Source organism: Proteiniborus sp. DW1 (assembly GCF_900095305.1).
Taxonomy (GTDB): Bacteria; Bacillota; Clostridia; order Tissierellales; family Proteiniboraceae; genus Proteiniborus.
In genome coordinates, this window is record NZ_FMDO01000017.1 from 49,643 (window position 1) to 70,900 (window position 21,258).

The 21,258-nt window shown below is 31.8% G+C and carries 18 protein-coding genes; 15 read left to right on the forward strand and 3 right to left on the reverse strand.

The annotated features are described in order from the left end of the window. Genes DW1_RS04835 through DW1_RS04845 form a run of 3 tightly spaced genes read right to left on the reverse strand, consistent with a single transcriptional unit; the run spans nucleotide 1 to nucleotide 3,084 of the window. Entirely contained in the window at nucleotides 1-957 is a 957-nt protein-coding gene (locus DW1_RS04835; RefSeq protein WP_074349510.1) for an ABC transporter permease, read from the reverse strand. Beyond that, complete coding sequence (locus DW1_RS04840) at nucleotides 944-1,903, reverse strand: ABC transporter ATP-binding protein (RefSeq protein ID WP_074349511.1); 960 nt, start codon at nucleotides 1,901-1,903, stop codon at nucleotides 944-946. The genes DW1_RS04835 and DW1_RS04840 overlap by 14 nt, the downstream gene beginning before the upstream one ends. A gap of 2 nt (nucleotides 1,904-1,905) precedes the next feature. Further along, complete coding sequence (locus tag DW1_RS04845) at nucleotides 1,906-3,084, reverse strand: COG1470 family protein (protein ID WP_074349512.1); 1,179 nt, start codon at nucleotides 3,082-3,084, stop codon at nucleotides 1,906-1,908. Between the two features lie 283 nt (nucleotides 3,085-3,367). Between DW1_RS04845 and DW1_RS04850 the strand changes: the two genes are divergently transcribed. The 15 genes from DW1_RS04850 (at nucleotide 3,368) to DW1_RS04915 (ending at nucleotide 21,212) form a co-directional block, all read left to right on the forward strand. Beyond that, nucleotides 3,368-4,171 carry a cyanophycinase gene (locus tag DW1_RS04850; protein WP_074349513.1) on the forward strand — a complete coding sequence of 268 codons (804 nt, stop codon included), beginning with the start codon at nucleotides 3,368-3,370 and terminating at the stop codon, nucleotides 4,169-4,171. Between the two features lie 43 nt (nucleotides 4,172-4,214). Then, on the forward strand, nucleotides 4,215-6,848 hold the full coding sequence (gene cphA / locus DW1_RS04855) for a cyanophycin synthetase (protein WP_074349514.1): 2,634 nt from the start codon (nucleotides 4,215-4,217) through the stop codon (nucleotides 6,846-6,848). A 948-nt stretch (nucleotides 6,849-7,796) separates the two neighbouring features. Further along, complete coding sequence (locus tag DW1_RS04860; RefSeq protein WP_074349515.1) at nucleotides 7,797-8,189, forward strand: 4Fe-4S cluster-binding domain-containing protein; 393 nt, start codon at nucleotides 7,797-7,799, stop codon at nucleotides 8,187-8,189. 145 nt (nucleotides 8,190-8,334) lie between these two features. Next, nucleotides 8,335-9,003 (forward strand): CXXX repeat peptide maturase, encoded by a 669-nt coding sequence (locus DW1_RS15135; RefSeq protein WP_278335722.1) that lies wholly within the window; start codon nucleotides 8,335-8,337, stop codon nucleotides 9,001-9,003. A gap of 173 nt (nucleotides 9,004-9,176) precedes the next feature. Then, nucleotides 9,177-9,353: a hypothetical protein gene (locus DW1_RS15465; RefSeq protein ID WP_159433552.1), complete on the forward strand. Its 177-nt coding sequence runs from the start codon at nucleotides 9,177-9,179 to the stop codon at nucleotides 9,351-9,353. 128 nt (nucleotides 9,354-9,481) lie between these two features. Next, a complete protein-coding gene (locus tag DW1_RS04870; protein WP_074349517.1) occupies nucleotides 9,482-11,731 on the forward strand; it encodes an ABC transporter substrate-binding protein in 2,250 nt (749 codons plus the stop codon). 76 nt (nucleotides 11,732-11,807) lie between these two features. After that, the gene (locus tag DW1_RS04875; protein ID WP_074349518.1) at nucleotides 11,808-12,071 is read left to right on the forward strand and encodes a CXXX repeat peptide modification system protein; all 264 of its coding nucleotides are present in this window, start codon (nucleotides 11,808-11,810) and stop codon (nucleotides 12,069-12,071) included. 13 nt (nucleotides 12,072-12,084) lie between these two features. After that, nucleotides 12,085-12,294 (forward strand): hypothetical protein, encoded by a 210-nt coding sequence (locus DW1_RS04880; RefSeq protein WP_074349519.1) that lies wholly within the window; start codon nucleotides 12,085-12,087, stop codon nucleotides 12,292-12,294. Between the two features lie 94 nt (nucleotides 12,295-12,388). Beyond that, nucleotides 12,389-14,161 (forward strand): ABC transporter ATP-binding protein, encoded by a 1,773-nt coding sequence (locus DW1_RS04885; protein ID WP_074349520.1) that lies wholly within the window; start codon nucleotides 12,389-12,391, stop codon nucleotides 14,159-14,161. After that, nucleotides 14,151-14,993, forward strand: a complete 843-nt coding sequence (locus DW1_RS04890; RefSeq protein WP_083605541.1) for a carbohydrate ABC transporter permease — start codon at nucleotides 14,151-14,153, stop codon at nucleotides 14,991-14,993. The genes DW1_RS04885 and DW1_RS04890 overlap by 11 nt, the downstream gene beginning before the upstream one ends. 10 nt (nucleotides 14,994-15,003) lie before the next feature. Then, nucleotides 15,004-16,245: a carbohydrate ABC transporter permease gene (locus DW1_RS04895; RefSeq protein ID WP_074349522.1), complete on the forward strand. Its 1,242-nt coding sequence runs from the start codon at nucleotides 15,004-15,006 to the stop codon at nucleotides 16,243-16,245. Next, entirely contained in the window at nucleotides 16,235-17,077 is an 843-nt protein-coding gene (locus DW1_RS04900) for a hypothetical protein (protein ID WP_074349523.1), read from the forward strand. The genes DW1_RS04895 and DW1_RS04900 overlap by 11 nt, the downstream gene beginning before the upstream one ends. Before the next feature lies 1 nt (nucleotide 17,078). Next, entirely contained in the window at nucleotides 17,079-18,176 is a 1,098-nt protein-coding gene (gene ugpC / locus DW1_RS04905) for an ABC transporter ATP-binding protein (RefSeq protein WP_074349524.1), read from the forward strand. A gap of 358 nt (nucleotides 18,177-18,534) precedes the next feature. Continuing rightward, nucleotides 18,535-20,832, forward strand: a complete 2,298-nt coding sequence (helD, locus tag DW1_RS04910) for an RNA polymerase recycling motor HelD (RefSeq protein WP_074349525.1) — start codon at nucleotides 18,535-18,537, stop codon at nucleotides 20,830-20,832. Between the two features lie 155 nt (nucleotides 20,833-20,987). Continuing rightward, nucleotides 20,988-21,212, forward strand: a complete 225-nt coding sequence (locus DW1_RS04915) for a FeoA family protein (protein WP_074349526.1) — start codon at nucleotides 20,988-20,990, stop codon at nucleotides 21,210-21,212. Nucleotides 21,213-21,258 lie beyond the last annotated feature (46 nt).

Genomic DNA, 21,258 nt, shown 5'->3' on the forward strand with positions numbered 1-21,258 from the left:
CTATATAGCTCTAATTTCTTGTTTCATAAACATTATATAGGAAATGGCAAAGCAAATGAGAGGTATGGCTACCATTGTGACTATATGTGCCCATATTAGCATCAGGCTTTGACCAAAAGGAAGTGGGCTAGCTATAGCACCTTCTAGCTGAGTGATTAAAACTAATCCAATAGACCTTACACCAGGATTTAAGATTGTAGTCATGGCTTCATTATAAAGGGTTGATGGAGATACTCTATTTATATTTTGCTTAAGGGATTCGTGCTTAAGCATTGTATCAACAGTAGCTTGGTTATCTACTGGATAAAGCCCATTTGCAATTAAACCAGCAAAAAGACTTATGAAAATTGACATAAAAATCCACAACGCTATTCCAGCTAAAGCCGATGTAGCAGTTTGTTTAAATACCAAAGAAAACATTAAAGAAATTGCATACCATATTCCTATATATAGTATTGTTATAAATAAATATACTATAAGTCTTGCGAATTCTTCAAGAGTAGGAGGTATACCTATTAGCAAAATCCCTAATCCTGCAATTCCTATTCCAAGAGTTAGTACCGTTATAGATAAAATGCTCATACCAGCAAGAAATTTGCCAATTATAACCGTATCTCTGTTAATAGGTTGAGATAATAACCTATTTAATGTTCCTCTTGCTCTTTCTCCATTTATAGAGTCAAATCCTAAGGCTAGACCTATTAATGGTCCTAAAAAAGAGATAAAAGAGACAAAAGATGGGATATAATCTCCGCTGCTGGTATATAGTTTTAGGAAAGCAAAATCATCAGTCTCTTTATTTATTGCTTCTCTAATTCCAAGGCCTGCACTGTAAATACTAGACAAACCTATTATAAATACAAGTATAAGAATTAAAGTAAATCTCTTGCTCCTTAAATGGTCAGAGATTTCCTTTCTATATAAGGGACCTAATCCATCAAACCTAATTGCTAGCATCTAATACCTCCTTTTTCTCAAAATATTTCTTATAGATATCATCAAGATCTCTTTCCAGTAGTTTTAGGTGTAGGAGGCTATAATTATTTTCATACAATATCTTAACCATTTTTTTTCTTATGTCTGCTTTCGACTTAATAATAATCTTATTGTTTTCATTATGGACCTCTTCAACTTCAGCAATATTTTTAATTAGATCAAAAAGCTTTTCATCTGCATTATCAGACTTAATTTCTAGATTAAAATACTCATTTCCAAATACTTGTTCACTAAGTGAATCGATAGGTCCAGAGGCAAGAAGTTTGCCTTTTACAAAAATACCTACTCTATCACATATTTTTTGTATTTGATGTAGAAGATGAGAAGAAATCAAAACTGTCCTTTTATCTTTTCTGGATAGCTCATATATTAGATTTAGCATGTATTCAATTCCCTCAGGGTCTAACCCTAGCGTAGGTTCATCTAATATTACTACCTTTGGGTCTCTAATGAGAATATCTGCAATGCCTAGTCTTTGACGCATACCCTTAGAATAAGTGCCTACTTTCTTATCTCCTGCATTTGATAGGCCTACTCTTTCTAATATTGAGTCAATTTTATTACTTAAATTCTTTATATCTACCTTATTTAACTCTGCAATAAACCGTATGTTTTCTTTTCCAGTCAAATCTTCATAAAAACCCATATTATCAGGTAGATAACCTACTATTTTCTTAACCTTTATTGGGTCAGTAGTTGAATTGTACCCATCTATTAAAACCCTACCACTAGTAGGCTCGGATAAACCTAGCATCATTAAAATCGTAGTTGTTTTGCCAGCTCCATTTGGGCCCAACAGTCCATATATTTCTCCTTCTTTAATTTTAAGATTTAAGCTGTCTACTGCAGTCAAGTCACCATATTTTTTAGTTAAATTTTCAGTCTCAATAATGTACTTAACAGTCATGGCTATCGTCTCCCGTACTTTTTGAATATATAGTAAAGGCCTACGACTAACCCAACTATTATTAAGATTCCTATGATACCCCAAGTAGTTGAGGTTTTTACTGTAATTCGAAATTCTTGGGTACTACTGTCTTCAGGAGTCCGTGCTGTTAATCTAACTACATAGTCACCAACTAAGGCCTTACTGTCTGACTTTATCTTTGCAATTACTTCCTTAGTTTCGCCAGCTTTTAATACATCGATTTCCTTAGGTTCAAATGTAACCTCCCAATTATTAGGTTCCCAGGAGCTAAGAGTGACATTTTCTAAATCTGTACTACCAGTATTGCTTATAGCAAGTTTTATTCCTTTTTCCTTACCAGCATAAACAGTATCACTTAGCTTTCCTGTAGGAGTACTTAACTCTATATCATAAGTGCCTTTGATAATTACTTTTAAATCTAATTTTAAAGTTTCTTCTGCAGACTTTGCTACTATAGGTACAGTATATTCTCCTGCGGTTACTTGATCAGGTGGATCAATATTTATATCAATTCCTTGATTTCTATTAGGGTCTACACTAATACTTGCTATTTTTTCACTTGAAGATGCTGGAGAAAATGTAGCCTGCCATCCTCTTGGTAGATTTGCTTCCAAACTATAAGACTGAGTAGTACTACTATTGTTCGTTAGATTCACTCTATACTTAAAATTGGTTGAAGGTGTTCCTTCTAAATCAGGATACTCAGCTGTAAGTTTACTGTCTTGCTTTGTAAGCTCCTTAAGGCTTATATCAAGTGTCAAGCTGTCAGATATACTTGCTCCTTTAGCTTGTACGATTATTTTATAATTCCCTTCTTTAGCATCCGAAGGTATGGAAACACCTAGTGATACATTTACAGATGAATCATTGTCAACAATGACCTTATTAACAGTTCGTCCATTTCCTTGTAAATTCCACTCCCATTTATCAGGTATAGAACTGATTTTTAATTCTACTTCTTGTGTGTCTGAAGTATTATTTTCAATTTTTAAAGGGAAGTCAATTGTTTCTCCTGCTTTTCCTTCAATACCAGGATAGGATGTACTAATGACTAAACCCCTATCTGCTAACACTGAAGCTGACGAAAAGCTTAATAATATGATTGTAATAAGAATTAAAGAAAAGTTTTTAAAAACCCACTTACATTTAAGTAAGCTCATAAAAAATTCCCCCTTATTCTTTTTTTATTTTCATATATTTAGACGATTTAGTATTAGGAAGTGCTACATTTTAAAACAAAAAATTTTAATTTGCTAATTTTTTAATCATTATTGCTAATACTAATAAGTGTTTAACAAAAAACTAGAAATTTATATATTTATCTCGTCACCTCGTCTTGATTGAGTAAGTTTATTTCAAGAGTATAAATAAAATACCATATTTGTATCTGATAAAAAAGTTTTAAAAAGATATATTAACTAACTTTGATTACGGAGGATATGTATGAAAGAAGGCAAAAGAGGTGTTCTCCTAATAATAGGGGGAGCAGAGGATAAGGAAGATAAAATGGAGATACTTAAGAAATTCGTTAGACTTATGGAACACGATGATTCATCGCTTTTAGTATTGACTACAGCTACAAAAGAGCCAGATATAGTTGGAGACAATTATCGAAGAGTATTCGAAAAGCTAGGCATGACTAATATAGATATATTGAATATAGATAGCAGAGAAGATGCTAATGATGAAGATTATGTCGAGAAAATAAGAAGTTCGGAGGGAATTTTTTTCACAGGTGGAGACCAATTAAGAATTACCAGCATAATTGGTGGAACAAAAGCATGTGAGGCACTATTTGAATGTTATCAAAATGGTGGAATCATAGCAGGAACAAGTGCCGGGGCTTCTGCTATGAGTAGTGTTATGATAATTGAGGGAGATGGCAATGAGCCAGCACGAAAGTGTACTCTAAAAGTTGCTCCTGGTCTAAACCTACTAAGCAATTCCATAATAGACCAGCATTTTGCTCAGAGAGGTAGAATTGGTCGATTACTTTGTGGTGTGGCAGAGAACCCAGATATTTTAGGTATTGGGATAGATGAAGATACCTCAATAATTGTATATCCCGATGATACCTTTGAAGTATATGGAACAAATGCAGTAACTATAGTTGATGGCAGGTCTATAGAGGAGTCAAATGTATCTGAATCAAAACCAGATGAAATACTGGCAATTACAAATATAAGATTACATGTGCTGCCAGATGGCTATAGCTATGATTTGAAAAATAGAGAAGTTTTTAGATAGGCTAATCTTATGTTCATCAAGTTAAAGTTAGGAGGCAGAGCAATTGAAAATCATAAGCATAAAAACATTTAATGGAAGAAACATATATAGTCACAAGCCTGTAATTCACATGTTACTAGATCTTGAGGAGTTAAGCGGTAAAACTACATTAGATTTTATTGACTTTAATAATAGACTGTTAAGTCTTTTTCCTAATTTAATAGAACATCATTGTGGAATAGGAAAATTTGGCGGATTTGTTGAAAGGATTAAAGAAGGAACATATTTTGGTCATGTTGTTGAGCACTTAATATTAGAACTCCAAGTCATAGCAGGATATGAGGTGTTTTTCGGTAAGACAAGGGTTAAAGAAGCTCCTTATATATATAATATAGTAGCTGAATATGAAAATGAACAGGTAGCTATTGAATGTTCTAAACAAGCGGTTAATATTGTTGAGAGTATCATAAATGATGAGAATGTTGAACTGGATAAAATAATTGATCATATAAATAGAATTAAAGACCGATTTGAGCTAGGTCCAAGCTCAAAAGCTATTTTTTTAGAAGCTAGAAAAAGAGGAATACCAGTAAGAAGATTAGGAAATGATAGCATTTTAGAACTTGGATACGGAAAATATTCAAGGCTAGTTCAAGCTGCTCTAACTGACTCTACAAGTGGAATATCTATAGATATTGCATGTAATAAACAGATAACTAAACAGCTTCTCATGGAAAATAATATTCCAATACCTCATGGAGATGTGGCTAATACAGTAGATGAAGCACTAGATATAGCTAGGTTTATTGGATATCCAGTTGTATTAAAGCCTCTAGATGGGAATCAGGGTAAAGGTGTTGTTCTGAATATCAATTCACCAGAAGAGCTAGAAGATAACTATCATATATCTGCAAAACATAGTAGAAGTGTACTAGTAGAAAGATATATAAAGGGCAGAGACTATAGAGTATTAGTAGTTAATGATAAGGTATGTGCGGTTGCAGAAAGGAGAGCCCCAGAGGTTGTTGGAGATGGGATACATACTATTAGAGAACTAGTTGATATAGAAAATAAAAGTGATTTAAGAGGTTATGGTCATGAGAAGCCTCAAACTAAAATAAAGCTTGACAATGTAGCTTTAAATTATTTGGGAAAAAATAATCTAACAGAGTTTTCAATTCCTCAAGCAGGGCAAGTAGTCAGGCTAAGGGAAAATGGAAATATAAGCACAGGTGGAAGTGCCATAGAATGTACTAAGCTTATACATCCCGATAATGCAAAGCTTGCTGTAGCTGCTGCAAAAGTGATTGGACTAGATATTGCAGGAATTGACATGGCCACTGAAGACATATCAAAGCCTATCACCCAGTGTGGCGGTGCGATAATAGAAGTTAATGCTGTTCCAGGACTACGTATGCACTTATATCCAACAATAGGTAATAGTATAAATGTTGCTTCTGATATATTAGATTTTTTTTATCCGAAGGGAACTCCTTATTCTGTACCTATTGTTGCTATCACAGGAACTAATGGCAAGACTACAACTACAAGATTAATTAGTCATTCTCTTTCACTATCTGGAAACAAAGTTGGAATGACAACTTCAAGTGGAATTTATATCAATAATAAATGTATATTAGAAGGAGATAATACAGGACCATTAAGCACAAGAAATATTTTAAGCTCTAAAGAGATAGATGTTGCAGTACTTGAGGTAGCAAGAGGAGGGATAGTTAGAAAAGGATTAGGTTATGATTTAGCGGATGTTGGACTCGTTACTAATATTGGGGATGATCATATTGGACTTGATGGCATAGAAAGTATTGAGGATTTGGCCTTTGCAAAGTCTCTGGTTCTAGAAGCAGTAAAGTCTGATGGATATTCTATAATAAATGCTGATGATAAAATGGCTGAGTATTTAATTGATAGGGCAAGTGGTAATATAATTCTATTTTCTAAAACACATGAGAATGCAATTCTTGTTAAACATATAAATGAAGGCAAGATAGGACTATTTATAGAAAATGGCAATATATATATATTTGATAACTTTGAAAAAACGAAGCTTATTGATTTAAATAGTATTCCAATAACATTCAATGGTATACTAGAGTGTAATATTGAGAATGTGTTAGCAGCTTCAAGTGTACTATATGGTTTAGGTGAGTCTCTCTCTGCTATTAGAAAAGGATTGAATACATTTAAGTCTGATTTAAGTATGAATCCAGGTAGATTTAATATTTTTGACTTAGAAAATATAAAAGTAATGATAGACTATGGGCATAATATTGGAGGATATGAAGAGGTTGGTAAGTTTATAAGTAAACTAAGTGTTCTAAGAGCGGTGGGCGTCATAGGAGTACCTGGTGATAGGACTGATGAACAGATTTATAATATTGGAGTAAAGTGTGCTGAAATTTTTTCAAAGGTATATATAAAGGAAGATAGTGATTTGAGAGGAAGAGCACCAGGAGAAGTAGCCAATATACTGTATAATGGACTAGTAAGTGCCAACTATAACCCTGATAACATTAAGATTATTTTATCAGAGGTAGATGCACTAAGAACTGCAATTTCTGAAGCAAAGAATGGAGATTTCATAACATTTTTCTATGAGGAACTTGATCCTGCTATAGATTTAGTCAATGAGCTACAAAAAGAGCAAATAAATAAAAGTAGCATGGCTCTTATTTCATGAGTTAGCTATCCTTTGATAAATAAGATATTTCAACTTCGTTTCAAAATAGCATTCAAAAAACTATAGTTTTTCAGTGGTCTTGGGCAGTTTTTTTGATTTATGAAATCAAAAAAACTGCTTCTATTATTATACAAACTTAAGAATTTCGGATATTGAAATCCTATTAGATATGACTTGATATTATTTCAACAATTTTATCTGCATTAATTCTTATGTAAATTAAGTTTTGATTTAAATCTCAGAAAAATCAAGAGAATACCTGCTCCTAATAATTTCAATCATATGATCATAATGTACTTGATTCCCCTAGATTTTTAGAACATACAATCACTTTTTAAAAGACTCCATATGTTCACTAATAGTAAGTCTTAATTGAACAACGCCAATCTTAAGAATAGAAAATGAAGCATATCTATGTTTTTTTTAGAGATAAGTTAAGCAGCTCAGGTTTAGTTTTGATTATTTCATGTCGTTTATGCCTTTTAAATGACCGTTTATGCCAAAGAGGTTGTTTAAGAAATTTAGACATGATATTTTTGGGTTACAGCAAGTTGAATTAGATCAATATGTATAGTAGCAAAGTAGAGAATAATTTATTCAATATTTTAAATGAAGATATTGATAAAATTCTCAATAAGAATGTAAAGTGTATAACAACTATGGGCTACACTTGTCCAATTAGTTTTTTATGTGTTTTTAAAGTTGAGCTAGCCTACTAATTCACTTTACGTGTTCATACGAAAATCTAGATAGATTATTCTCAATTAATATTTAAGAAGAATGCATAGTATGCAATAATAGAGAACTATAAAATATTTGCATACTGTATATCACAAACAAACAATGCTGAACAAATAATTTCATAGATGAAACAGAGTTAAATATATGAAATATAGTAATAAATGCATACGATTTATTTATATAACGAAATAAACAAGGGGGAGCAAAATGATCAAAAACAACTATACCTTTGGAAAGCAAGTTGGCAGTTGGCATGCAGACAGAGCCCAGACAGTTACTTTTGTAGTAACAGATGACTGTAACTTAAGATGTAAGTACTGTTACATAACTCATAAGAAGTCTGACAACATCATGAGCTTTGATACAGCTAAAGATTTTATAGATCTTTTACTTACAACTGATGATATGAGATACTCAGAAGCTGTTATATTAGAATTCATAGGTGGAGAACCATTGATAGAAGCTAAGCTTATAGATAGAATAGCGGATTATTTTAAGATGAGGGCATTTGAACTAGATCACGATTGGTACTGGAACTATAGAATAAGTATATGTACCAATATTTGTACATGGAGAAAACGGACAAACCCTAAAAAATAGAGAAGAATACACATCCTACGATATACTCCATATAATTCCCATAAGATATTATGATCAGGCAAAAAAACAAGGATTCAAGAGAATATTACCAGTATATGCTATAGAAGATGTTTGGAAAGAAAAGATATTTATAGACAATGTAATACTGAACGTAAAAGCAAATGAAATAAAAGAGTTAGGCAAAGCAGTAGATGAGTTAATAGAGTTTTCAAACAGAATCAATATAAATATAACGGAACTAGACAGGCATTTTAACGAAGAAGAATACAGACAACAAATGGAGAAGATAAGGGACAAAGTAATAAGGATATGGAAAGAAGAAGGGATATTGAAAGAGATAAATCTATTAACAGATATGTTACTTTTAGACAAACACGATAACTGTCAAGCTGGAGTAAACACATTCGTTTTATCACCAGCAGGGAAAATATATACTTGCTGTGCAGAGTATTCAAGTAATGAAGATGGCTTTATTGGAGATATTAAAGAAGGCATAATAAAGGAATACGGTGCACGCTTACATAAAATTGAAAACAGCAATCTATGCAGAAACTGTGATGCTTACCAATGCAAGAACTGTGTTTATATCAACAGAAAGAATACAAAAGAGTACAATGTATCACCATCATTCCAATGTAGGAAAAGCCATATAGAAAGAGCAGTTGCCTTAGATTTGAAAGATAAATTAAAGGACTGTGAAGTAATATCTAGTAAAAACGGATTAGATATAAAAGAGAAATATTTTTTAGACCCAATAGTAGAGTTTCTCAAGAGCAATAATGAGTTTAAAGGGTATTATAAGTACAAACGATAAAAAGCTAGGGAATAGAGAATAAAGAGAAACTAAAGAAAAGTATGGGATGAGATATCAAATTAGGTGATGGGTCTGAAGGGACTTTTCACAAATAAAAATATAATACAAATGGAAGGAGGGAAATAAAATGAGTTATGTTAGTAAAATTAAGAAGGATATAGTCAATAACCCTATTGAAACCATGGCTATATGTAGAGACTCTTGTCAAAGGGCTTGCGCTAAGAGGTGCAATGCTGTATGCATGGACACTTGCAACAATGGGTGTGATAACAGGTGCACAGATACATGCGCCAGCAGATGTGGCTATACTTGCTCCACAAGTTGTGCTGAGCAATGTGTCATTGAAGTAGGGATGTGGGCAAATATCAATCTTCAATAATTTCTGAATGTAGTATACCCAGCACAGGTTGGGTATACTATACATTTATTATATAGCGAAATAAAAGAAGATAAAGACTAATTTAAAGCAGGTGATTACATGAGGGAGCAGAAGAACAGGGTAATTATACTATCAGTAATACTAATAGCTATAATTGTAACTGGTATTTTACTTACTAAGAACAATGAAGGCAAAGAGTCAAGTATCAAGTCTAACGAGGAACTAAAAACTGAAATAAATGAAAATCCAGATGTAACAACTGACGCATTTTACTATGTTGAGGATTTTCTTGGAGAAGAGGAGTACAGACAGGGATTTAATAGACTTTTCAGATACCATGACCAAGTTGTAAAGTTTGCTGGCGATGACAAGGTCTATCTAGAAGAATTAAAAAGCAAAGAGAATATCTATGAACTTCCATACGAAGATATGGAGTTAAGTGAATGGTATATTTGTCAGAATACTTTTTGGCATATAAGATACGATAAAGAAAGTAACGCAGTAATAGTCAGTTCTTTTGATAGTGAGGGAAATGAAAAAGACAGAATAACATTAAAAGACTTTAAAGGGTATATTGATGACTATGGTGTATATGTTAAAAGTATGAAGATTACAAATGATTATATATATATTTTAACTTATGATGATGAACCCATATTTCAGATTTTTGACAAAAAAGGAGAACTAAAGAATTCATATAGAGATATAGTTAGTTATGATGCAGATAATAATGGACGTTTAATATATTCAAATACAACTGGATTTTACATGATTGATTCAGAAACAGGTGATGAACTATTTGCAAATTCTAATTATAATGTAAACCCTATCAGATTTTCAGAAGATGGAAATTACATATATGGATTTGGCTCTGTAGTACCAGATCCTAGAATGATTAATGCATTTGATGCTAATAATGGTGAGTTTATAAGAGAAATATTTGATTTTAGAAAATATGCAACATATCTTCTAGATGATTATATTGTACATGATTTTATAGTTGGAAAAGATGAAGAGATCTATTTGTCACTAATACCTAAAGATTTTGAAATGCAAGATTTAGCTTCAAGCTTTTCTTATTATTTATATACAAAGAGAGAAGGAGAGCGACCAAAAAGAGAAACAACTGTCATCCTAACAGCTCCTTACAGGTATGATTTTCTGGAAGAAGCTATAAAACTCTATGAGTTTAAATATCCCGAAGAGCATATAGAATACAACTATGCCTATAATACCTATGAAGCATTTCTTGAAAATACGAAAGAATATGGAGCTAAATTGGCTCTTGATATCATTTCAGGAGATGTAGGAGATATAGTTCAAACAGGAGGAGCAGGTATTGAATATCAAGATCTTTTAAGAACCGATGCCTTTATGGATTTAACAGATTTAATTGTAAAAGATAAGAATTATCAATATCTGAATAAGAGTGTTTTAAATGGAATCAAAATAAATAATTCTATACAAGCTCTACCTATTACTTACATATTTTATCAATATGAGTTAAACGAAGAGCTAGAAAAAGAGCTAGGACTTAATATAGATTTTAATAATATTTCTTGGTCAGAAATATTAGATCTTGTAAAGGTAATAGAAGAGAAAGCACCAGATAGACATTTATTTACTCATCCAATAGAAGAAAAAACTCCATGGGATATTTTAGGGTATTATTTAATCATAGTGAATATGCCAGATTTAGTTAATCTGGAAACAAAGGAAATTGATTTAAATCAGCAATGGTTTAAAGACCTCTTGATAAAATTTAAAGAATACTCTAAAAGTAAGAATTTTTTACTTATAGTGGAACCTGATCTTGTAGATAGATTACAGGGCTCATTACTAACTAGAGTAGATATTGGATATCGATTTTATTCAGACGTACTAGCAAACTTCGTTAGGTATAACGAAAAATATAAGAGTAGAATGATACCAAGTTTTACAGGCGAGAAGAACGAAAATAGGATCGGACATAGTAAGAGAATGTTTTCAATCAATAACCGTTCAGAGAGAAAAGAAAATGCCTGGAAGTTTTTAAGTTTTCTACTTACAGAAGATATTCAGTTTCTTGTTTCAGAAGAGAGGTCAGGGACACCGATTAGCCAAAAAGGAGTGGAAAGAATGATAGAATATGATGCTTGGATGCACGATCGTTCAGGAGATGAAGATAATGTAGACAAGTTCAATAAATCAACAATAGAGAATTCTCAAAAGATTAATTATCTGTATGATATGGGTTATATAAGACAAGACCTTATAGATGCTATCAAATTATATATGGATGATGAAATGACTCTTGATGAAGCACTTAAAAAGGCAGAGGAGAGTATAATGATTAGGTTAAATGAGTAAGGAGAAAATAGCTATTAATTTAAAGAGAAAATGTTAACTGACTATATTCAATAAAAAGAAAGGAAGGAAGGATAAAATGACGACTAAAGAAGTATGGCAATTAAATGACGAGGAATTTAAAGAAATAGAAGACTTGTTTGAAAAGAAAATAGCACTTGAAAACCTTAGTAAAATAATTGATGCAGATAACCAGAAGCTTTATGACAAGCTAATAAAAGACTATGGGAAGACAGTTCATGAGTTTAATTCTTGGTGGGACAAAATGGCAAAGAAGTATAGTTGGGAAGGTAAGAATTGGTGGTTAGATTTTGAAACAAAGAAGATAATGACTAATCAATAAGGAGGAAGGGATGATGTCTTATAAGAACAAAGTGTTTAAAAACGCTTTAGAAAATTCAATGTCAACTCTGAGTTGTATTGCCTGTGCAGCAACTTGTTCTATAAATTGTGCAGTTGGTTGTGGTTTCACATGTGGTCACGAATGTAGTGGGACTTGTTCTTCAGATTGTGCAGATGGATGTAGAAATGGAGTTGGCATAAATGCAATGAATAATTTCAAATAATTCCTGAACAGTGCTTGCCTAATTTGTGTTAACAGGTTAGGCAAGCTTATGTCCGCTTGTAGTTAGTCAAATAAACCTGGGAAGTGATTTGAAAATGCATACAAGTAAAACTGACAAAGAAAAATTAAATTGGTTTTTTAAAAGATACATTTATACAGGAAAGAAATATTTAGTTTTAATTATAGGGCTAATATTTGTGGGCTCCTTAGTGGCAAATATAAGCCCATATTTATATGGTAAAATGCTAGACAGCATTACATTAGGAGATATGGATTTGTTGATTAAACTTATTATAGCTTACTTTTTTATTACATTGTTTACAAATTTATTGAGTATGGTTGAGAGTTATGTAGGGCAAGTAGCTAATTTCAAGTTATCCAAAAATGCACAAATAGAATTATTTGACAAGATGATAAGATTGAGGACCTGTGAATATAGTAAATATGAGGTTGGAGAGTTAATATCTCGCTTAAACGGAGATACTGATAGCATAGTTTCATTTGGAATCAATCTAATCACAAGCATCCTCCATATAGTAGTTAATATAATAGTCTCTGTGTATTTTGTGATGACTATCTCCATTCGTCTATCCTCTGTGGCAATATTTTATATGCCTACAACTTTTTTAGTCACATATTTTGCTCGGAAATATTTCAAAGAACTAGCTGAAAAGAGGAAAAAATTTGGGGATAAATATTTTAGTTTTCAAAATGAAGTTTTTTCAAATAATACAGGAATTAAAAGTTTTCAGTTAGAAAATAAAATGAATGATAAGTATAAAGACTTTATTAATAAAGAATTTAGCCTCTTGAAAAACTCCATATACTTAGGAAACAACATGCAATTAATCAATAGTTTAGTCACTGTGATTTCATCCTTATATATAATATATTTATCAGCTGTATTGATAAATGATGGAATGCTGACAGTAGGATTGATGGTATCTTTTAACACCTATATAAATAAACTGTTTTCATCTATATCACAAGTATTTAGTATAAATATCAGCTTACAGGAGATTATTGTATCTCTAAATAGGATTTTAAAAGTAATGGGTGAAGATTCTGAAATAGATAGTAAAACAAACTTTGAAAAGCCAGATAGTTTTACTTTGGAGTGTACAGATATTACATTTTCATATGAAGAAGAAAATGAAAATGTTCTAAACAACATGGATATTTCCATTGATAAAATTGGCTTATATAGTATTGTAGGCTCAAATGGATGTGGTAAGAGTACATTTGCAAAACTATTGGTAAAACTATATGACGTAAAAAAGGGGAACATTTGCATAAATGGTGTAGATTTTTCTCATCTTTCATATGACTTTATTAGAAGATATATAACTTATGTCCAAAAAGAGGAGTTTTTCTTTAATGATACAATCATAAATAATGTAAGATTGGCAGATGAATCCTTAAAAGAAGAAGATATAGAGGATATGTGCAAGAGAGTTGGGCTAGATGACTTTATAAAAACCTTGCCAGATGGATATAGCACAACTATAGGCGAAGGTGGTTCTGCACTGTCAAGCGGGCAAAAACAAAAGCTTAGTATAGTTAGAGCATTGCTTAGAGGAACGCCAATATATATCTTTGATGAAATCACAGCAAATCTTGATGGTAAAGCTGAAAAAGATGTTATGAAAATAATGAAGGAATACAGCAAAAAATCTATAATTATATTTATAAGTCACAAGATATCTTCTATCATAGACAGCGATAAAATATTTGTTTTTGCAGATGGTAAAGTTTCAGATAGTGGAAGTCATGAGTATTTGCTTAAGAATAGTCATATATATAAAGAGCTATTTGAAAATAAGGAGACAAGTATGAATTTGAGGGGAGTTGAACCGATTGGAGAATAAAAGGAGCTACGGATGGTATTTTATTATTCCTGGGCTAATAGGAGTTTTAGTATTTTATGTAGTACCATTTTTCCTAAGCTTATATTATACCTTTACCAAGGGAATAACCGAAGTTCATTTTGTTGGACTTGAAAATTTCAGTGAGCTTTTTAAAAACCCTGCTTTTATACTGGCGACAAAAAATACCCTAAAATTTATTTTTATAGGGGTTCCTATTTTGACTATGCTTTCTCTTTTTTTAAGCCTTATGATGGCAGGGAAACTGTATAGGTTTCCTAGGTGGGCTATGCTATCTCCAATGATAGTTCCCGTTGCCTCAGCTCTTATGGGCTGGGAAGCTATATTTGGAAATAATGGTATGGTAAATAAAATATTAGATTTCTTTAATAGACAGCCAATTTCTTTTTTTGGTGAGGATAATGCCATGAAAATTCTAATACTGATTTTTATAATCAAAAATACTGGATATATGATGGTTATCTTCACAGGTGCAATCTCGTCTTTAGGTAAAGAGTACAAAGAAGCATTTCAGATGGACTCTAGTTCCAGTTTACAATATGCTTTTAGAATAGTAGTTCCATTAATAGCTCCGATCATATTTTTTGTTGTTATATTGAGCATAGTTAATTCGTTTCTGATGTTTCGAGAGGTTTATGCACTATACGGAAATTCACCACCAAATACAGTATATTTACTACAGTACTTTATGAATAACAACTTTTATAAGCTAAATTATCAGAGATTAAGTACAGCTGCTTTTATAGTTGTTATGGGAATATCAATACTCATAATAGCTTTTTTAAGATTTCAAGAGAAGCATTTGGATCATTAGGAGGTATAGTATGGCTAGGAAAATATTTAAAAATGCATTCATTTATATCTTTTCTTTAATATGTATACTTCCAATGATGATTATGATATTTTACTCCTTTAAAGGTATAGATGGGCGCTTTTCGCTTGTACAATATGGACTAGCACTATTTCAGACAGAAGATTTCTTTAGAGGTTTTTGGAACTCCATAATATATACATTTGTGATTATTGGTATCAATATACCATTATCGCTTTTAAGTGCCTATGGATTTAGCAGGTTTAACTTTAAGGGAAAAGGTGTTTTGTATTGGCTTTATATTGTACTTATGCTTATGCCTTTTCAAGCAACGATGGTAGCTCAACATCTTACCTTAAAAACACTGAATATAATAGATAGACCTATGGCAGTGATATTACCTAATATATTTTCCACATTTGGAACCATACTTATGGCACAGTATATGAGAGGGATAAATAAGGAAATACTTGATGCAGGAAGAATAGATGGGTTTGGTGAGTTTAGGCTCTTTTTGCAGATAACTGCACCCATTTGTAAATCAATCATTTTTGCCCTTACTGTTCTGATATTTATAAACTACTGGTCTATGGTAGAACAACCACTAGTATTTATTGAAGATGCTGTTGATATGCCATTATCTGTTATATTAAATGCCAGTAAAAGATTTAGAAACATTGCATTTGCTTGCGGCGCTTTATTTAGCATATTGCCCATTCTTTTATATCAGTTTTCCTATGATGATTTAGTTTATGGAATAAATCTTACAGGTGGCGTTAGCATAGAAGGTGTAGAAAAAAAAGCAAAGGCACGAACAAACAGGCAAACTATCTCTAAGATTATAGTTGTTTTCATGATTAGCATGGGTATATGTACATTATTTACTCAAAAGATTAGCTATGTCATGACACCTAAAGTAGAGATAGTGCATATAAGGAGCGGAGACTTAAAATCTATTCCAAGTGATCCCACAAGTGAATCATTAGGATTTTATACATATATTGTGCCCACCTCCTGTATTCATACGAACGGTCAAGATCAGGTCATTTATACTATTATGACAGAGAAGTCACGACGTCAAAGAGATGAAGCCGTGAAAATGGTCGTTAAAGTAATTGAAACTAATGGAATGGAGACAGCAATTCAAGGTGGATTTTCTCAAGATACTAAAATTATTGCAAGATCCACAAAGCCCATTACAGATGGAATGATTGTAAGGGTATTGAATAATGGGGGTGCTGATTATGGGGATTAAGCAGAGAATTGCACTGATAGCAGGGCTTATACTCATACTATCTGCTATGTTTTTCTTCCAGAAAAGTATAATAGATGAGTTTTCTTTTAATCCAGAACGAGTTGAGTTATATTTCAATAAAGAAAGTGAGATTTTATCAGCTATTCTAGCTGAAGAAGAGTATATTAATGAGAGATATACTATAGCATATGAGGAAATGGAAAACAACTCAGATAATAGTGCTTTTATTATCTCCATACTAAAGGATTCAAATGATGAAGATGAGTTTTTTAAAGATAAGTTTTTAGATTATTTAAAACTCAAGATTCCTTATATATCTGAGGAAACACTAAGCATTACTGATTATTCCAGTAACAATAGGATTCTAGCAGAGTGGCATAAGGGGACTAAGCTATTTATAGCTTCTTTGTTATTTATACTAATAGTGATAATCTTCATAAGAAGAGTAAAAAACATAAAAAACCACGTAAAGGAAGAGCTCAAAATACATTACATAAAAGAGATGATAAAATTAAGAATAAGTGAAATCCTTGAAGAAGCTATTAAGCTGGTAGTACTGATGTTTGGAGGAATATTCCTGTTGCAATGGATTATAAAATTTCAGTTCAATATCCCTGGAAAATACTTACCAGCCTATGATATTTTTGACTTTGAGTTCTATCAAAACTTGAGCAATACTACAAAGTTGGCTTTAAGTAGTTATGGGTATCTTTTTGATAGTACTTTAAATAAAGTTAGATTGCTTAGCCTCGGATTTTTTATACTAGGAATAATTACACTTTTAATTATTATAAGAACTTTCAATAATAAGCTACTGAGAGGAAGGGATTGATGTGGGAAAAGTAGTGTTTAAAAACATAAAAAAAGTATATTCAGGAAATGTTCTTGCAGTAAAAGACTTTAATCTTGAGATAGAAGATAAGGAATTTGTAGTATTAGTTGGCCCTTCAGGTTGTGGGAAATCCACAGTGCTAAGAATGGTTGCAGGTCTTGAACCTATTACTTACGGGGAATTATTTATAGATGAAAAAAAGGTTAATGAAGTTGCACCAAAGGATAGAGATATAGCTATGGTATTTCAAAACTATGCCCTCTACCCTCATATGACAGTTTATGAAAATATGGCTATAGGATTAAAACTTAGGAAAGTACCTAAGAAAGAAATTGATTTAAAGATTAGAACTGTAGCAAAACTAATTAATATTGAAGAATTACTAAACAGAAAACCAAAGGCATTATCAGGAGGTCAGCAGCAAAGAGTAGCTTTAGGAAGAGCTATAGTAAGAAATCCAAATGTATTTTTAATGGACGAACCATTATCAAATCTAGATGCTAAGTTAAGGGTTCAGATGAGAACAGAGATAATTAAGCTACATAAGGAGCTAGCCACCACATTCATATATGTAACTCATGACCAAACAGAAGCCATGACTATGGGAACTAGAATTGTAGTTATGAAGGACGGACTAATACAGCAAGCTGCAAGCCCTATGGAAATTTACAATAATCCTGTAAATACTTTTGTTGCAGGTTTTATTGGGACACCTCAAATGAATTTTATAGATGTTAAAATTTCAGTAGAAGGTGAAGATGCTTATATAAAATTTGGAGGAGAAAAGCTGAAAATTAAGAACTCAAAGCTATTATTAGATAAAAATGAGTCGCAAGGTGAGATGATTTTAGGCGTTAGACCTGAACATATCCAGATTGAGCCAGTTAATGACTATATAGATCTAATAGGTACAATAGATATTGTTGAACATATGGGTGCTGAAACTTATATTCATGTGCAAGTCGGTAGTGAGAAGCTAACTGTAAGAGTACCTTATGAAGTTAATAAAAAAGCAGGAGATAAAATTAAAATTTTTATAGATGAAAGCAAAATCTATCTATTTAATAAGACTAACCAAAAGTTAATAGGAAAGTTGTAAAAAATCATGGAGCTAGGTAAGCTAAGTGATAATTAAAATTAATATACCATCCTCATGCTTCCTCCAATTGGTTTACATAATACGAAAAAAGGTTAATCCCCCCAGCGAGATCAACCTTTTTTTCTTTTCTCAGTATATTATAGCTTAAAAATACCAGATGTGCAAGAAATACTTAGAAATAAAAAGAAATACTTAAGTTAAGTGATATAATAATTTTCTCGTATAATGAAGCCTTAAATTTGTAAATTATAAGGGCTTTATTTTTAACTACATATTGTATAAAATTAGTTTACTGTCATTTCACCGCATATAAAAGAAATGCTTATTTATATTACGATTACTATAGGAGGTGTAGCCTATGCAGGCCCAGAAACATCCAGCATACGATGAGGAAAATAGGTTTTTAAAGGATATCTGTAAGTGTATGAATGCAGAAATAGATTATCTAGAAAAAGAAACGAAAAGAATGGATGACGAATTATCAAGACTTAAAAGGTCAGTAGGAGGTAGTTATAGTGATGATGTTATTGTAAAGACTACAGTTCATGAAGCAAATAAAAAGAAGCTTAATCAACTCAAGAAAGCCGAAGAGAAGCCTTATTTTGGAAGAATAGATTTCAAGGATATAGATAAGTCCGAATATGAGACCTTCTACATTGGCAAAACAAGCTTATCTAGAAGAGACGATGATAAGATGCTTATACTTGACTGGAGAGCTCCTATGGCAAGCTTATATTATAGCGGTGAAATAGGAGAAGTAATGTATAAGGCTCCTAGTGGGCTCATAATAGGAGACTTAGAGATTAAGAGACAATACGAGATTTATAATAAAGAATTAATCAATATATTTGACAAAGGGCTTACTCCAATGGATGAGTACCTACAATCTGCACTATGGGAAAAGAAAGATAACAGATTAAGGGATATAGTCAATACAATACAGAGTGAGCAAAATGATATAATCAGAGCAGACAAAGGAAAGGTCCTAATTGTACAAGGAGTAGCAGGTAGCGGAAAAACTACAATTGTACTTCACAGAATAGCATATCTTATGTATACCTATCAGGAGGTATTTGATACTGATAAGCTCCTTATCATAGTACCTAATAATCTCTTCTTAAACTATATTTCTGATGTGTTACCGGATTTAGGTGTTGAAGAAATAAAACAGTCAACATTTGAAGACCTTGCAATGACATTATTGAATAAAGAATATAGATTAGTAGAAGCTGAAAAGAAGTTTTTTCAACTGCTAGACTATAAAAACCTATCACAAGAGTCCAGAAGTCTATTGAAGTTTAGCTCTTATTTTAAAGGCTCAATGATATTCAAAAATATTATAGATAAGTATGTCGTTAAACTATCTTCAAGCTTTGTTCCTAAAACTGACCTTAAAATAAAAGACTTTGTGGTTTATTCCTACGAAGAAGTTATTAAAATGTATGAGGAAGACTATAGATATTTACCTATTGTTCCACGGTCAAGGAGAATTAGAAAATATATAGAAGCCAATATAGCAGATAGAGTTAAGGAAATTCAATCTAAAATCACTAAGAGATATGACAATAAAGTAAAGCTTTTAAAAGCATCTGCAGAAGACATAGAATCCATAAGAGAAGAACTCATTAAGGTTTATGATGAAAGAGATAGGCTAAATGAAGAGTTGGAAAATTCAATGCATAAATCTATAAGAGAATACTTTAACCAATGGCAAAGCATAGATGTAGATATGTTGTATAAAACATTACTAACTGATTTTAACAATCTAAGGAAATATATTGATAAAGAAATAGACCAGGAAAAAATTGAATTTATTAGTTCTTATTCCAAGTCTATTTTTAATAATGGAATGGTAGAAAGAGAAGATTTAGCGGCACTCTTATATTTTCATCTAAAACTTGAAGGATTGTCCTTAAAGGGTAAATACAATCATATAGTAGTAGATGAGGCTCAAGACTATAGTGAACTTCAAATGTATATATTAAGGCAGCTTAGTAGCAATGATTCCTTTACAATAGTAGGAGATATATCACAGGGGATACATTCGTATAAAGGAATAGGAAGCTGGAAAGAGCTGATGGAGGATGTATTTTCTGATTGTGATAGAGAACTTTTAAACTTGAAAATTTGCTATCGTTCTACAATGGAGATAATGAACTTTGCTAATGAAGTTATTAAAAAATTAAGAAAAGAAAATATCATTCTTGCTGAACCTGTTCTAAGGTCAGGAGATAAGCCCTTTATTATAAAGAAAAACAGTGAAACTGAGATTACTAGTGATATTGCCTTAAGAATAAAAGAACTTAAAAACGAAGGTCATAAATCAATCGCCATAATATGCAAGACAACAGAGGAGAGCTTAGATGTATATGAAATGCTGAAGAACTCTGTAAGTGATGACATAAACTTAATTACTGATAAGGATATATCTTATTCAGGTGGAATAGTAGTTATCTCAGCATATCTGTCAAAGGGGTTAGAGTTTGATGTAGTCATAGTATTTAACTGTTCTGATGATAATTATATTTTAGATGAGCTTCATGTAAAGCTATTCTATGTATCCATAACAAGACCTTTGCATAAGCTTTTTATATACCATAAGGGTAAACCATCTGAGTTATTAGATATAGATGGTGAATATTTCAATAATCTCTAAAACACAGAAAAAAGTCACGAGTTCTTAATTTTTCGTGACTTTTCTAAATTTATTGTAAATAATGAAGCTATTGCATTCATCGACAAAATCAGTTATAATAGTATTATTGATAACGATTATCATTATGCTTCTTCATAGAGAGTAGGAGGAAAATTATGGATAAGATATCATTAGCTTCTCTAAAGTCCAATGAATATGGAAGAGTTAAGGAGATTTTTGGAGGCTGTAAAGCTAAAAAAAGACTTTATGAGCTAGGACTTTATAAAAATGCTTGTGTTAAAGTTGAAAAGAACGATTTTGGTCCCCTTATTTTAAATTTATCTGGTAATAAATTGGCTTTAGGTCGTGGATTAGCCAGTCACGTTATAGTTGAGCGTTAATTTTTTATTTAATTGAGAGCGACCATCATTTACAAAAGGAGATGTC

Coding starts and splice junctions, on each gene's coding strand:
- DW1_RS04835 (WP_074349510.1), bottom strand. CDS start 957: ATGCTAGCAATTAGGTTTGATGGATTAGGTCCCTTATATAGAAAGGAA.
- DW1_RS04840 (WP_074349511.1), bottom strand. CDS start 1,903: ATGACTGTTAAGTACATTATTGAGACTGAAAATTTAACTAAAAAATAT.
- DW1_RS04845 (WP_074349512.1), bottom strand. CDS start 3,084: ATGAGCTTACTTAAATGTAAGTGGGTTTTTAAAAACTTTTCTTTAATT.
- DW1_RS04850 (WP_074349513.1), top strand. CDS start 3,368: ATGAAAGAAGGCAAAAGAGGTGTTCTCCTAATAATAGGGGGAGCAGAG.
- DW1_RS04860 (WP_074349515.1), top strand. CDS start 7,797: ATGATCAAAAACAACTATACCTTTGGAAAGCAAGTTGGCAGTTGGCAT.
- DW1_RS04870 (WP_074349517.1), top strand. CDS start 9,482: ATGAGGGAGCAGAAGAACAGGGTAATTATACTATCAGTAATACTAATA.
- DW1_RS04875 (WP_074349518.1), top strand. CDS start 11,808: ATGACGACTAAAGAAGTATGGCAATTAAATGACGAGGAATTTAAAGAA.
- DW1_RS04880 (WP_074349519.1), top strand. CDS start 12,085: ATGTCTTATAAGAACAAAGTGTTTAAAAACGCTTTAGAAAATTCAATG.
- DW1_RS04885 (WP_074349520.1), top strand. CDS start 12,389: ATGCATACAAGTAAAACTGACAAAGAAAAATTAAATTGGTTTTTTAAA.
- DW1_RS04895 (WP_074349522.1), top strand. CDS start 15,004: ATGGCTAGGAAAATATTTAAAAATGCATTCATTTATATCTTTTCTTTA.
- DW1_RS04900 (WP_074349523.1), top strand. CDS start 16,235: ATGGGGATTAAGCAGAGAATTGCACTGATAGCAGGGCTTATACTCATA.
- helD (WP_074349525.1), top strand. CDS start 18,535: ATGCAGGCCCAGAAACATCCAGCATACGATGAGGAAAATAGGTTTTTA.
- DW1_RS04915 (WP_074349526.1), top strand. CDS start 20,988: ATGGATAAGATATCATTAGCTTCTCTAAAGTCCAATGAATATGGAAGA.